Genomic DNA, 13,990 nt, shown 5'->3' with positions numbered 1-13,990 from the left:
ACTTATGGAATAGCTTGGTAGCACCTAACCCTGATGGCGCTCAATAATCGCTTCCATCGTACTGGTTAGATGATGACCGGCCATAATGCCGCCGGAGAAATGATATCGATTGGGGCTCAGACGATAAAGCGTTTCAAATCCAGTGCGCATATGTCTATCTTTTAACACCCAATATTGCTGAACTATGGAATCGGGCGCAATCCAGCCTTCGCCCTCGACCCGTCCAAGCATAGTGTGCTGTAGTACAAACGTATACTGACGATCGCCTCGAACAATACGCCCTTTGTATTGGAGAGCGATGTCATCTAGCTCTCCATTCGGAAAAATAAGCTTGGTAACCATAGTGAACCAGTCGTTACTATTCCAGGCAACCAAGATTTTGCCTTTGACGGTTATAGGAAACAAATCCTTGGCTAACCAGCTACCTTGAAGGGTCCAGCGTCCTGGCTCGATCAGAAAACTGTGGCTCACGTGTTCTCCCTGATGGTTTTATGACAATTCGTGTATGGAACTATCAATGATGTGCGGCTAGCAAATGTACGACATTAAACCTTGAGGTGCAAACCCTTGCTTACGATGTCGGCCTTAGACAGGGACGCTTCTTCAGAATAGATGAAGATCTCCAACCATTGCTACTGCAACACTACAAACTCAGCATCCTTGTACTAGCTGTTAACGCTATCTTCAATGCCAAAGATCTGCCCCAACAGACAAGGTTTGCTGGCACCTGTCACCTCAGGTAGATTACCTGGATGTTGATGCCAACGCCAGTAACCCAGGATGGCGAATGCGATCGCTTCTTTAAAGTCGCTGTTAAGACCAACGTCATCAGTGGTCAGAAAGTGAATGTTAGGCAATCTGACCTGTAATTGCGATCGCAAATATGCATTCTGACTTCCCCCTCCGCACAGCAAAACTTCGTCCGGCAAACGTGGTAGCTGTTGATAGCTAGCAGCTACTGTAGCAGCCGTAAACGCAGTCAAGGTTGCCAGAAAATCCGCCTGGCTGAGGTCCAGTGTCTGTGCTGCGTGCCAACACCGCTGACCATAGTCAACGCCAAATAGTTCCCGTCCAGTCGATTTTGGCGGCGGTTGCCGAAAAAATGGCTGGGTAAGCCATTGGTCTATAAGCGATTGACAGGGAGTCCCCTGGGCGGCCCAGGTCCCGTTGTGATCATAGGTCAGGCGGCCATCACTAAATACGGACACTGCCCAATCAATCAGAGCATTGCCGGGGCCTGTATCCCAGCCTACGATCCCGGCAGGAGGAGTGTCGGTTTTATCCCAGGGCGGCAGATAGGTCAGATTGCTAATGCCGCCAATATTTTGTACACATCGATGGCGTTGGGGATGACTGAGTAAGCTGACATCAACGGGAGACACTAGCGGAGCCCCTTGCCCCCCCGCAGCAATATCGGCATTGCGAAAATTACAAATGGTGGGTGTCTGGGTCAGATCGGCAATGAGGGTGCCGCGGCCAAGCTGCCAGCTATAGCCCAAACGTACTGATGTCGGAGGGCGATGATAAATCGTTTGACCATGGGAGGCAATTAGGTCAGCCTTGCCTAGCTGATTGGCAGCATCGGCAAATGCGATCGCAATTTCGTCATCCAACTGGGCAATTTCTGCCATTGTTTGAGATGCACCGCCACATACAGCAAGGATGCGATCGCGCAATGCTGTCGGATAATCAGTAGTCTGGGTTGCTAGCAATTCAACCCGCACATCATACCCCTGTCCTGTCACTTCAACTAAGGACGCGTCAATGCCATCGACAGAGGTGCCACTTATGAGGCCAATAACTTGCATATTTCCTCATCCATCACCGAATCTCTTCAAACATATGTTGACAGAAGGTCGCCATGATAACGCTCACATTGGCAGCTTATCAATGCCCCTATTAGCGCCTACAACTACCATCAGCGTTCCAGCCCTCAATCGCGTTACTGGGCTAGGGTTAATCTCAAACTTGTCCATAGCATTCTCTTTGCTAATAGCCATCAAAGTCAGCCCATAGTGATTACGCAGATCTAGTTCCACAATGGTCTTACCATCAAACTCCTGCGGCACAACCACCTCGACGATACTGTGGTCGGGATCAAGTTCAAATCGATCAAGCACCCCCGGACGCGTCAGAGAACGGGCTAACTCACAGCCCATTTCAAACTCCGGAAACACAACGTGATCAGCTCCCACTCGCCGCAGGAGCTTACCGTGAATTTCAGTCGATGCCTTAGCCACCACATTCGCAACACCAGCTTCTTTAACATTGAGAGTGGTAATAATGCTCTCTTGAATGTAGTTACCAATAGCGATAATCACCGTATCAAAATCAGGGATACCAGCCTCTTGTAGGGCAGAAGGCTGCGTAGAATCCATTTGCACCGCGTGAGCCGCAATTTGATCAGTCAGCACCTGCGCGACCCGGTTCTCATCCACATCAATCCCCAAAACCTCATACCCCATACCATGGAGCGTCAGACACACAGCTCGCCCAAAACGCCCCAAACCAATCACCGCAAACTGACGGTTGTTAGCCCGAAGATTCCTAAAAAACTTGAGTGACGATAAATTCACGTTGATTGTCGATGATTCATGAAAGGAGTCTAAACCATAGCCATGAAGCAATTCTATGGATTTTTGACCAAGCTTAGAGTTCTAGATAAGAAAGCATGAGTAATGTCGCACTACCAGACAATCTGCTTAGGCCTGAGCATACCCTGATCCAGTTACTAACTAAGCCACTAAACATTGGTCTATTAGAGCATTTACCAGCATGTATGCTCTTTATTATTTTACGAAAGTGTAAGTCTACAAATAGCCCGACCTTGCCATAGTCAAGCATTAACCAGCACTTACTCCATGACTGGAAAAACGTCCTCAACCAAATTCCTAAGCGACCTATCCACAAACAATTGAGTATCGATTTCTTTCTTTGCTAGGCTAGCCTAATGATCTTGGGAAGGAGATATCAGTGAACATTCAACTTGGTCGTGGCAAAACAGCAAGGCGTGCCTATGGCATTGACGAGATCGCATTAGTACCTGGACCTCAAACCCTAGATCCCGAATTAGCTGACACCCGTTGGACCCTTGGCAATATAGAGCGTGAAATCCCTATCATTGCCAGCGCTATGGACGGCGTAATTGACGTGCAGATGGCGGTAGAACTAGCAAAACTCGGTGCTCTCGGCGTTCTCAACCTGGAAGGTATTCAAACCCGTTACGACAACCCGAATCCAGTCTTAGATCGGATTGCTTCTGTCGGCAAATCAGAGTTTGTGCCACTCATGCAAGAAATCTATGCTCAACCGGTTCAACCAGAGCTGATTAAGCAACGTATTGGAGAGATTAAATCCCAGGGTGGTATCGCAGCGGTTAGCCTCACACCGATGGGAGCTGCTAAATATGGCAAAACCGTCGCCGAAGCTCAAGCCGACCTAGTCTTTATTCAAGCGACAGTGGTATCTACAAACCACATCTCACCAGAATCTATATCTCCTCTAGATCTGGCGAATTTCTGCACAGAAATGCCCATGCCAGTGATTTTGGGAAATTGTGTTACCTACGAAGTCACCCTTGAGTTAATGAAGGCTGGCGCATCTGGTGTATTGGTCGGGATTGGCCCCGGCGCTGCTTGTACATCGCGAGGAGTATTGGGCGTAGGCGTTCCCCAAGCAACCGCCGTCTCTGACTGCGCAGCCGCCCGAGATGACTATCAGCACGAAACAGGTCGCTACGTACCCGTTATTGCTGATGGCGGCTTGGTAACCGGGGGAGATATCTGCAAGTCTATAGCCTCTGGTGCCGATGCTGTGATGATTGGCTCTCCCTTTGCTCGGGCAGCCGAAGCACCTGGGCGGGGATTCCACTGGGGAATGGCAACTCCTAGTCCTGTGCTACCCCGTGGTACACGTATTCAAGTAGGGACGACCGGTAGTCTTCAGCAAATTTTGCGAGGTCCAGCTCAGCTTGATGATGGCACCCACAATCTACTCGGCGCTTTGAAAACAAGTATGGGAACCTTAGGTGCCAAAGATCTCAAGGGCATGCAACAGGTAGAAGTGGTCATTGCACCTTCGCTCCTGACGGAAGGCAAAGTGTATCAAAAAGCTCAGCAGCTTGGTATGGGTAAATAGCTCATGTTTAGAAGGTAAGATTTTCTTGAGAAAATCTTACCTTCTAAATACTATTTGTTATTTTCTACCAAGAAATTATCTACAAAAAAACTGTGATGTTGCAGTTCGATTTAGTCAATATGATAGTTGCCATCACTCCTCAATATGATCTGCGTCACTAATTTTTTTATTTTTTTACGATCGCAATAAAACAAAACTTAAAATCCTCGTCATACCTTAGGTGTAGGGGATGGCAAAAGCTGAGACTTGACCTACAATGAGACAGAAAGCGGAGACGGAAGTTTCCGTTCACTCCTCACACCACACTCCGCCTAAACCTGTTTGGTTTAGGCGGTTCCTATATGGGCAGCTCTAAGTATTTTTTTCTATTTGAATAGAACTTATTCAGAGGATTGAAGTTGCTCCTAAAAATGAGCGATTCAACTTTTAGCATCAGTGGAATTGGCCATAAAGGGGTATTCTTAAGGTTGATTTTTCCAATGCTGATATGAGGCACAGACCAAAATCAGCTATGGTAAGAATCTGATATTTGTTGACAAGGAATATAGGGATGTCAGCCGCACAAGTCACAGATTCGACATTCGAACAAGAAGTTCTCAAAAGCGAGCTACCGGTGCTTGTAGACTTCTGGGCCCCTTGGTGTGGCCCTTGCCGGATGGTTGCCCCCGTAGTGGACGAGATTTCTGAACAGTACGATGGCAAGGTCAAGGTTGTTAAAGTTAATACGGACGATAATCCTAAGGTTGCCAGCCAGTATGGCATTCGTAGTATTCCAACTTTGATGATTTTCAAGGATGGTCAACGGGTTGATATGGTAGTTGGCGCTGTACCCAAGACGACACTGGCAAATACCCTTGAGAAGTACCTGTAGGCATTAAAGCCAGGTTGTCGCTCATCTAAACGATGGGTTAGCTTGTAATGGCTGCCAAATTGTGGATAGTCACTATAAAAATCAACAGGTGAAATTTTTAGCGGTTCCGGCAAACTCTGTTGGAACCATTATTTTTTGAATAATTTGGCCATTCAGGGTAGATGCTGTGCGAAACGGACACAGCCTGCTACACTGCTAGCACTCTCTAGCGTTGGGGGAGTCTCTTCTTTGGGACTACATCAGGCCTAAGATAAAAGCATTGAGCCATCAAATTTTTAATTGTTAAGTTGCAACAGTCACAGCAGATAATATCGGCCTGTTGCCTCAAAGCATTGCTATACAATTGGGGAGCATCGCTCTGAGATGAAGCGATTAAGGATCTTCACTAACTTCGTGTTTTATGGTCACCTCCACAACAAAATTGCCAACTCACTTACAAGAGAAGATTTCTGAAATTGTCACACAGTTGCCCTCTATGGAACATGGGGCCGTGATTCAACAAATTTTAGAAACCCTGGTAAGAATGATTGGACGGGAGGCTGATCGACTGGATTGGAAGATTCTGAACAATACCTTGCAGGATATGGAACTGGGGTTCCAGGGCTTTTATCCCTATCGTCATACTCGTAAAATTGCTATTTTTGGTTCAGCTCGCACTCCAGCAGCTCATCCTGACTATCAGCTAGCTAAAACATTTGCCCAGCGATCTGCCCAACAGGGATTTATGATCATGACAGGGGCTGGCCCAGGCATCATGGAAGCTGGCAATGAGGGAGCTGGCGTTGAGCATTCGTTTGGATTAAACATTCGGCTACCTTTTGAGCAAGGATCAAATCCAATTATGGAAAATGATCCGAAGCTACTCACATTCAAATACTTTTTTACACGCAAGTTGTTTTTTTTGAGAGAGTGTGATGCGCTTGCAGTGTTTCCTGGAGGTTTTGGTACTCAGGATGAGGCATTTGAGTCACTTACGCTTGTGCAAACAGGTAAGGCAGAGCCAATGCCAATTGTATTGATTGATCATCCCGGCGGTAATTATTGGCAAGGCTGGGACACCTACATACAAGAGCATCTGCTGGCAAATCGTCTAATTAGCCCTGATGACCCTAGCTTGTATGTTATTACCGATAATATTGATGATGCCTGGACTGAGATTACAAACTACTATCGGGTATTTCATTCCATTCGATATGTGGATGAACGATTAGTTTTACGCCTCAATTCATGTCTGCGCTCCGGAGCATTAGAAGAGTTAAATCAAACATTTAGTGATATCGTAGCTGCTGGCAAAATTGAAATGACGGAAGCGCTCCCAGAGGAGCATGGCGATGAAACTGTAGACCTGCCGCGCCTTGTATTTCAGTTTAATCACCGAGATTTTGGCCGTTTACAGCAGCTCATTCGTAAAATTAATACGCTTGGTGAACCCTGTGAAGCGACTGAACATCCAGAGCATAAATAATCAATCAGCCACGAGAATTGGTTAAGACCAGGTGAATGGCTTCAAGGAGCTAAAGTTCACGTTGGATGTGGGTTAGAATGCCACGTGCGATCGCATTTGCCATCCGACTGCGCCATTCTGGATCGCGCAGATTCTGAATATCTTCTGCACCTGTAACAAACCCGACCTCAATCAGGATAGCGGGCATTGATGTCCGGCGCAGAACATAGAAACGAGCCTGCCGCACACGGCGATCGCGCATACCCATTATCTGCAACACAACATCATGCACATTACGAGCAAATCGAGCCCCGGCGCTGGAATAATAGTAGGTCTCTAAACCATTCACATCAGGCCGACTAAGATTAATAGCATTGGCATGGATACTGACAAAGAGATCGGCATCAGCCCGCTCAGCAATCTGCACACGCGGATCAAGATCTAGCTCAATATCACTGTTACGAGTCATCACTACCTCTATACCTTGCTCCCGAAGGATCGCAGCTACCTGTTGAGAAATCGGGAAAATCACCTGCTTTTCTTGCAAACCACCGATACCAACAGCACCCGGGTCACGCCCTCCATGACCAGGATCAAGCGCAACGACAATACGTCCCTGGGGGACTCGGGGTAGCGCAGAAGGAGAAGGCGTCTCAACTGGGGGAGTCGACCTCTCAGGCAATGGTCTTCGATTTGATGAGCGATCTGAAGGACGAGTAACTGTTTCAGTTGGAACTGGAATACTATTGGCACCACTATCAGGGATATCCCGAATAGCCACTCCGTCGGGAAGGACTGAAACACCTCGCAGACTATTGCCAATTTCAGTTCCAATCGTCTGCCAGTCGGGACTATCGTCTCCCAGCCTCATGGTTATGAGCACCGTTGAATCACTTTGGGAAACCTCCCAACTCTCGACGCTATAACGGTTGTCTGGCAATGAAGCTGATGTTAATCCAGGGGCAATAGAACTATCTGATAGTTCTAGGGTAATTGTTCGCTGTGGATCACGTCGACGAGAACGACGCAGACGTACCTCTGGCGTTTGACCTGATACCCGAATAAAAAAGCCATCCGCCGTTGCCACGATACTCTCCACTTGAGTATCCTGCTCACGCGTTGCACCATTATCGGCTGTCACCTGGTTAGTCGTCCGCTGGGGTTGTGGAGTAGCAGCCCTATCAGAAGACGATGTTGACGGACTAGGGCGGTCTCCATCCGCCGCTATTAGCTCAGGTAGTTGTACATACCAACGACGACTGGTTTCTCCTCGAACCTGGACCTGCTGCGGATCTAGGGTATATCCAGGAGCCAACTCAATCACAATTCGGGCTGTTTGCTCATCCAGTTGACCAACGCGCACCTCCTCTAGTCCTGCTTGGAGACGTTGTCGGGTAGTTGAACTCGTTACCTGAGTACCCGGCAAATCAATCACTAAACGAGTTGGGTTAAAAATCAGTTGGGCCGTCGGGCGTACCTGAGTATCGGTGGTAAAGGTCAGACGGTTTTGCTGCTGATCAAAACGCCAAAACTGAAGAGTAGCTGCATCAGCCGGCAAAGCAATCAGAACAGCACCCAAAATGCCTATCACACCAGACATCATGCTAGATATTCTGGGGACAGTAAACTTACCAGCCAGTAAAGGATTCCAACGCACAGCTTCAGTTCCTTTTAACAGCAGTGATCCCAAAGTCACCAAGTGGCTAGGGTAACCTAGGATCGATATCGCAAAACAAGAGTAACCGCATTTGCACAATGTTGGAGATATTGAATCTTAAAATTATGCGGTTTATAAAATGCCCCCTTCCTTGATTCATCTGAGTTTTATGGTTTCAGACAAGAACCATTGGAGTATATCTGTTACCCATAGTGTTGCCGGTCTTAATCACAGCAACACAGAGCTGAGTCCGTCGTTAGAGTACCCTAATCAAACTAAATTGGTACAAAAAAACAAGTACGCGACGCCACGCAATCAAGACATACTCAACAAGGCACTTTCCCGTGACTCCATAGCCTCCAGGCTTTTGGGAACAGCGGCTGTCAGTACCTCGTGGCCTGTTTGGGTAACCAACACATCGTCTTCGATCCGAATACCAATGCCACGCCAGCGTTGATCTACATCGGGCTGATCTTCGGCGGGTTCATAGTTTGGAGCAATATAAATACCTGGCTCAACAGTCACCACATTGCCTGGAGCAAAGGGCTGCCAAGTTTTATCAGAGTTACGTAGCGTACCGCTGTCATGCACATCCAACCCCAAAAAATGACCGGTACCGTGCATAAAAAAGGCCTTGTGTTTTTTCTCTTCGATGAGCGTGTCTACACTACCTTTAAGCAGTCCTAGCTCGACCAAGCCCTCAGTAATAACACGAGTGGCTGCATCATGAAAATCATTAAAGGGACGCCCAGGTTGAACAGCCTCAATGGCCTTAAGCTGAGCTTCTAGTACCAATTCATAGAGAATACGTTGTTCAGGAGTAAATCCTGCACCCACAGGAAAAGTACGGGTAATATCAGCGTTGTAATAGCTATAAGCACAGCCCGCATCGATCAGCAAGAGATCTTCTGTTTGCATTTGGCGATTGTTTTCGACGTAGTGCAAAATGCAAGCATTTGCACCAGAAGCCACAATCGATGGATAAGCAGGTCCCAGGGCTCCTTCCAGGCGAAAGATATGTTCCATTTCTGCCTGGATTTCATATTCATAGCAACCAGGCTGAGCAATAGCCATGGCATGGTTATGAGCTTTAGCCGATATAGCGATCGCCTGACGCATTTGCTTCAATTCGCCAGCACTCTTAATCCGCCGAAACTGCTGCATTAACAACCGTCCATCTTCGATCGCGACCGGGCCTCGTCCGCGTTTAGGATATTTGGCTAATATTCGCTGCCAAAGAGTCAAGATATGTTGGTCCAACCGATTATCGTCACCAAAGTGATAGTAGAGCCGGTCAGCATTTTCGACATATTGGGGTAGCTTCTCGGCTAATTCCTCAATGGGATAAGCTTCTTGAGCACCGTATTGTTCTTTAGCTAATTCGACACCTGTGCGATAACCGGACCAGGTTTCTTTTTCCTTGTCTTTGGGACGTACAAACAGTACAAACTGATGTTCTTCATGGTGGGGAGCTAGGATTGCGATCGCATCCGGCTCATTAAACCCCGTCAAATAGAAAAAGTCGCTGTTTTGCCGAAATGGATAATCCACATCGTTGTGCATTACTGCAGCCGGTGCGCTGCCAAAAATAGCAGTGCCTTGACCAATAGCAGCCATTACAGCCTGTCGTCGCTGTTGATATTCCAGATATATTGACATGTGAGCCGTTGCCCCATTTAGGAGAGAACCTTAATCTGCATTCCGCTAGCTGGCAGACCACTACTCTGAACCGTTAGCGTACTGCCGACCCGCTCAACAGGAGTCCCTGCCATCAAGCCTAAAAATGCATCTACCGCCTCCAATTCACAGCTACTACCAGCAGCATTGGTACGATACTGAGTCGGAATTACAAGTTTAGGCTGCAAACTCTCAATCGCCGCAACTGCTTCAGCGGGATTGTAAGCTTTGGGTCCACCCCCGACTGGAACCAGTAGTACATCAGGTCGACCAATTAAAATCCGATCTTCTAAATCAATGGGGGCAGCCGCACCACCTAAATGAACAACTTTGATACCAGCCTGCATCCATAGCCAAGCCGTATTGGTACCAAATCGTCTGCCACCCTCTCGATCGTGGGGCATACCAACCCCCTGAACACTCAAACCATTAACCTCATAGGCACCCGGTTCATCTAATAAATAATTAACCGACACACCGTCAGGAATAAATCCTTCATCAAACAGTCGACTACTAATCAGAACCAAATCTGCACCCGTCAAGTTTGGAGCAGCATACCCTTCAGTACAACCTACGGGAGTGAACGGGTTAGTCAAAATGGTCTTGCCACCGCCAGAAAACTGGAAACACATATGTCCCAGTGACGTGATTCTTAAAGTCCCTGTTTGAGCCTGATAGGCTTGCCAATTAGATGCAATTCCCAGACCCAGGGTGCTGACGAATGCTGCACTGGCATTTCGAAGCAATTGCCGCCGTTTCATCATGTCCTCACATCCCATTGCAATCAACTGTCCATGACTTGTTATAGTGCCACAGCCTTGGAACACTCGCTAAACAAGACAGACAGTTTTCTGGCTTCTGCAGTATTTCAAAATTGTAGACAGTCTTAAACAGTAAGTGGTGTCCGCATGGGAATAGCACTCAAAAAGTTCTGCAAGAGCTGCTTACCCGATTGAGTCAACACACTTTCAGGATGAAACTGCACACCTTGGATATGAGGATATTGGTGATGACGTAGCCCCATAATTGTTCCATCATCCACCCAAGCCGTAATCTCTAAGCACTCGGGGCAGCTCTCGCGAGCAACCACTAAACTGTGATATCGGGTTGCCGTCAGTGGATTTTCAAGCCCTGCAAATACTCCCTGATTAGTATGGGTTACAAGCGATGTCTTTCCATGCATCAGTTCAGCAGCAGCCGTTATCTTGCCACCAAACACCTGACCGATACTTTGATGACCTAAGCAGACTCCCAGAATCGGCGTAGTCGGTCCCAATTCCTGGATAATCTTCAGGGAAATACCAGCATCATCCGGTGTACCAGGTCCAGGAGAAATCAAGATACCATCGGGTACCAAAGCACGAATCTGCTCCAAAGTAATTTGATCATTACGAAAAACCTGAATATCAGCCGCAACCGGCAGTAATTGACCCAGTTCTCCCAAATACTGCACCAGGTTATACGTAAAACTGTCGTAGTTATCAATGACTAAAATCATTGCTCGCCCAAAGCTCAATGAGCATAGCTTAAGCGATCCCAGTGTTTAACAGCAGGATTAACGGTGGTAGATAAATAAAGCCAGCTACCAATAGCGCTGCGATCGCAGAGATCAGAACGGCTCCAGCCGCACAATCCTTGGCAATCTTCGCCAGCTCGTGATAAGTCTGACCAACCGTCAGATCGACAACAGACTCTAAGGCTGTATTCATCAATTCCATCACCAATACAGCACTAATGGTAATCGTAACTACAGCCGCTTCAACCGCAGTGATGTGCAACGTGACCCCTAAAGATAAGGCCACCAGCCCAATCGCTAAATGAATACGAAAGTTACGCTGAGTCCTAACGGCATAAATAATACCTGCCCATGCATAGCGAAAACTCGTGAATAAATTAGGGGCAACCTGCCAGGCAGTTTTGCTTTCCTTTTTACTCTTAGGAACAGTTTGAAGGTTAGAGGAAATAGACATGCACAAACCTTGAAGGTAATGTATATCAATCAGTACAAAATAGGAAGCTGGTTAATTTAGTTGGCAGCAACCAACACAGGGTGTTGAAGCGACCGCGCAGCATATTAAGAGGGCTTCCATAATCTTCAGCCCTAATTAATCGAAACCTGAAACCGCTCAATAGGTTCCCGAAAGAATTATCATTCTGCGGACTATGTTAACCTTTATCAAAATCTGTAATCGTATACTACCTATCCAGATTCGATAACTAACATATAGTCTGCTAAAACGTTAGGTCGATCTGTCGCAAAAGCTGCTGCTGTTGCTCTAGCATGATTTTCAGGGCTATATCGTCGGGATGGTCCCATCCTAATAGATGCAGCAAGCCATGGGCTGCGAGCCATGCCAGTTCTTGGGTCAAGGAATAGTGGGCATCGTGTCGCTGCCGCTGAGCAGTTTCTACAGAAATAACCACGTCCCCCAGGGGTAAGGGAGCGGTTTGATAGATGGTTTGAGCACCGGGTATTTCCGTTTCTTGAGCGGCAAAGGCTAAAACATCAGTCGCCTTATCTTGATGACGATAGGTAGCATTCAACTGTCGAATGGTGACATCATCAGTCAACAAAAGGTTAACCTCATAGCGACCAATTGGAGATGAGGTTGGTTTTAGCTCACTCAGCCAAATCTTAAACCAGGTCTGCCAAGTTGACACAGTTGGCAGCTCTGCTTTGTGGGTTAGTTCCACATCTTCCCTGGTCTCCACCCAGAGTTCTACTTCAGGTGTAGGGTTTTGAGTCAACGGGATCACCGGGTGAGGTAGGCCAGACCAACCAGCACACCCAGTAGGCCCATGGCCGTCAAAAAGAAGTGAAATAAGGATTTGCTGCCTTTTTTCACCATGTTACGCATAGCTAACTTGACATAGCTAGGCGTGGGCTCATTGGACGGTGCATCTACAGAAGGTGGAGGAGACTGAGACATGGGAATCTGATAATAAACAGTTTTGATGCCTAGAGAATTTCTTTCGATGTCGGCTGAAAACAGCACAACTAGAATTTCTGCCAACATTAAGTAATGTATCAGGTCTCAATAGCATGAGGCCGACTACACAGTTGATTCTTGGGTAATTTGATTTTCTTGTTGGAGCAGTGCCTCAATAAATGGGTCAAGGTCACCGTTCATGACATCGTCAACCGCCGTAGTTTCGACACTCGTGCGCAAGTCTTTGACCATTTGATAAGGGTGAAAGACATAGTTACGAATTTGATTGCCCCAGGCAGCTTCTACCATGTCACCTCGAATATCAGCAACTGCCTGGGCCTGCTGCTCCTGGGCAATGACTAGCAATTTCGCGTTGAGCAGAGCCATAGCTTTTTCGCGGTTTTGTAGTTGCGATCGCTCCTGGGTACACCGTACCGACAGCCCCGTCGGTAGGTGAGTAATCCGCACCGCCGTTTCAACCTTATTCACATTCTGACCACCCGCTCCACCTGAACGTGAAGTCTTTATTTCCAAGTCTTTATCCGGGATATCCAGCTCGATATTGTCATCTAATACCGGCATAACCTCAACCCCTGCAAAACTCGTTTGCCGCTTGCCATTAGCGTTAAACGGAGAGATGCGCACCAACCGATGAGTTCCCTTTTCCGCCTTCAAATAGCCATAGGCGTAGCGCCCATCAATTTCCAAAGTGGCTGATTTCAGACCTGCTTCATCCCCTTTAGATTCCTCAACGAGTTTGATACTGTAGCCATGCTGCTCACACCAACGGGTATACATCCGCAGCAACATTTCCGCCCAGTCTTGAGCATCCGTTCCTCCAGCTCCAGCATTAATAGTGACAACAGCGCTATTTTTATCGTAGGGACCAGATAGCAACTGCTGCAGCTCCCATTGATCGAGCGCTTTAGCCAGATTCTGAGCTGTTTCCTGCGCTTCAGTTAAGAGGGCTGGGTCTGATTCAAGTTCCAGCAGCTCTGCGATAGTCTGAATATCTCCAAGCTGAGTATTCCAGGTACTGAGCTGTTCAAGATATGACTTATATTCGTTTAGAGTTTGTAGCGTCTTCTGCGCTTGCTGCTGATTATCCCAAAAGTCTGGTTGGGCGGCCACCTGCTCCAGGTCATCGATTTTTGCTTGAATGGCAGGTAGGTCAAAGATACTCCTGAGCTTTGCCCAGGCGATTAGTGAGTAGGTCGCTTTCGCGTTTGAGGTCGGACAGATCTAGCATGTGATGATGGGCATTAGGCAATAGA

The 13,990-nt window shown here is 47.4% G+C and carries 14 protein-coding genes; 3 read left to right on the top strand and 11 right to left on the bottom strand.

Annotated elements, in window-relative coordinates; genetic code table 11:
• Positions 1–24 precede the first annotated feature (24 nt).
• From N836_RS56700 to N836_RS56690, 3 genes are all read right to left on the bottom strand, one after another.
• Positions 25–471 (bottom strand): hypothetical protein, encoded by a 447-nt coding sequence (locus tag N836_RS56700; protein WP_023073748.1) that lies wholly within the window; start codon positions 469–471, stop codon positions 25–27.
• A 194-nt stretch (positions 472–665) separates the two neighbouring features.
• Positions 666–1,808 carry an anhydro-N-acetylmuramic acid kinase gene (locus N836_RS56695; protein WP_023073747.1) on the bottom strand — a complete coding sequence of 381 codons (1,143 nt, stop codon included), beginning with the start codon at positions 1,806–1,808 and terminating at the stop codon, positions 666–668.
• A 63-nt stretch (positions 1,809–1,871) separates the two neighbouring features.
• Positions 1,872–2,576: a potassium channel family protein gene (locus tag N836_RS56690; RefSeq protein ID WP_023073746.1), complete on the bottom strand. Its 705-nt coding sequence runs from the start codon at positions 2,574–2,576 to the stop codon at positions 1,872–1,874.
• Positions 2,577–2,973: 397 nt separating this feature from the next.
• On the opposite strand from N836_RS56690, the gene N836_RS56685 reads away from it, so the two are divergent.
• The 3 genes from N836_RS56685 to N836_RS56675 all read left to right on the top strand — a co-directional run bounded on the left by N836_RS56685 (position 2,974) and on the right by N836_RS56675 (position 6,473).
• On the top strand, positions 2,974–4,137 hold the full coding sequence (locus tag N836_RS56685; protein WP_023073745.1) for a GuaB3 family IMP dehydrogenase-related protein: 1,164 nt from the start codon (positions 2,974–2,976) through the stop codon (positions 4,135–4,137).
• 550 nt (positions 4,138–4,687) lie between these two features.
• Positions 4,688–5,008: a thioredoxin gene (gene trxA / locus N836_RS56680; protein WP_006515803.1), complete on the top strand. Its 321-nt coding sequence runs from the start codon at positions 4,688–4,690 to the stop codon at positions 5,006–5,008.
• Between the two features lie 400 nt (positions 5,009–5,408).
• On the top strand, positions 5,409–6,473 hold the full coding sequence (locus N836_RS56675) for an LOG family protein (RefSeq protein ID WP_023073744.1): 1,065 nt from the start codon (positions 5,409–5,411) through the stop codon (positions 6,471–6,473).
• A 49-nt stretch (positions 6,474–6,522) separates the two neighbouring features.
• Here the strand turns inward: N836_RS56675 and N836_RS56670 are convergent, their stop codons facing one another.
• The 8 genes from N836_RS56670 to prfB all read right to left on the bottom strand — a co-directional run bounded on the left by N836_RS56670 (position 6,523) and on the right by prfB (position 13,965).
• Positions 6,523–8,109: an N-acetylmuramoyl-L-alanine amidase gene (locus tag N836_RS56670; RefSeq protein WP_235071116.1), complete on the bottom strand. Its 1,587-nt coding sequence runs from the start codon at positions 8,107–8,109 to the stop codon at positions 6,523–6,525.
• Between the two features lie 315 nt (positions 8,110–8,424).
• Positions 8,425–9,768 carry an aminopeptidase P N-terminal domain-containing protein gene (locus N836_RS56665; protein WP_023073741.1) on the bottom strand — a complete coding sequence of 448 codons (1,344 nt, stop codon included), beginning with the start codon at positions 9,766–9,768 and terminating at the stop codon, positions 8,425–8,427.
• Between the two features lie 17 nt (positions 9,769–9,785).
• Positions 9,786–10,550 carry an MBL fold metallo-hydrolase gene (locus tag N836_RS56660; protein WP_327058711.1) on the bottom strand — a complete coding sequence of 255 codons (765 nt, stop codon included), beginning with the start codon at positions 10,548–10,550 and terminating at the stop codon, positions 9,786–9,788.
• A 122-nt stretch (positions 10,551–10,672) separates the two neighbouring features.
• Entirely contained in the window at positions 10,673–11,284 is a 612-nt protein-coding gene (locus tag N836_RS56655) for an anthranilate synthase component II (protein ID WP_023073739.1), read from the bottom strand.
• Positions 11,285–11,312: 28 nt separating this feature from the next.
• Entirely contained in the window at positions 11,313–11,756 is a 444-nt protein-coding gene (locus N836_RS56650) for a diacylglycerol kinase family protein (RefSeq protein WP_023073738.1), read from the bottom strand.
• Positions 11,757–12,018: 262 nt separating this feature from the next.
• Positions 12,019–12,543: an rRNA maturation RNase YbeY gene (gene ybeY / locus N836_RS56645; protein WP_023073737.1), complete on the bottom strand. Its 525-nt coding sequence runs from the start codon at positions 12,541–12,543 to the stop codon at positions 12,019–12,021.
• Entirely contained in the window at positions 12,540–12,716 is a 177-nt protein-coding gene (locus tag N836_RS56640) for a DUF3285 domain-containing protein (RefSeq protein WP_071789070.1), read from the bottom strand. The genes ybeY and N836_RS56640 overlap by 4 nt, the downstream gene beginning before the upstream one ends.
• Before the next feature lie 123 nt (positions 12,717–12,839).
• Positions 12,840–13,965 (bottom strand): peptide chain release factor 2 gene (gene prfB / locus N836_RS56635; RefSeq protein WP_152532186.1). Its coding sequence is split into 2 segments (ribosomal slippage): positions 12,840–13,889 and positions 13,891–13,965, totalling 1,125 coding nucleotides; the frame shifts between segments, so codons are not numbered across the junction.
• Between the last annotated feature and the right edge of the window lie 25 nt (positions 13,966–13,990).

Source organism: Leptolyngbya sp. Heron Island J (assembly GCF_000482245.1).
Taxonomy (GTDB): domain Bacteria; phylum Cyanobacteriota; class Cyanobacteriia; order Phormidesmidales; family Phormidesmidaceae; genus Leptothoe.
Note: the sequence above shows the minus strand (reverse complement) of the source record. Positions and strands in the feature narration are given on the sequence as shown.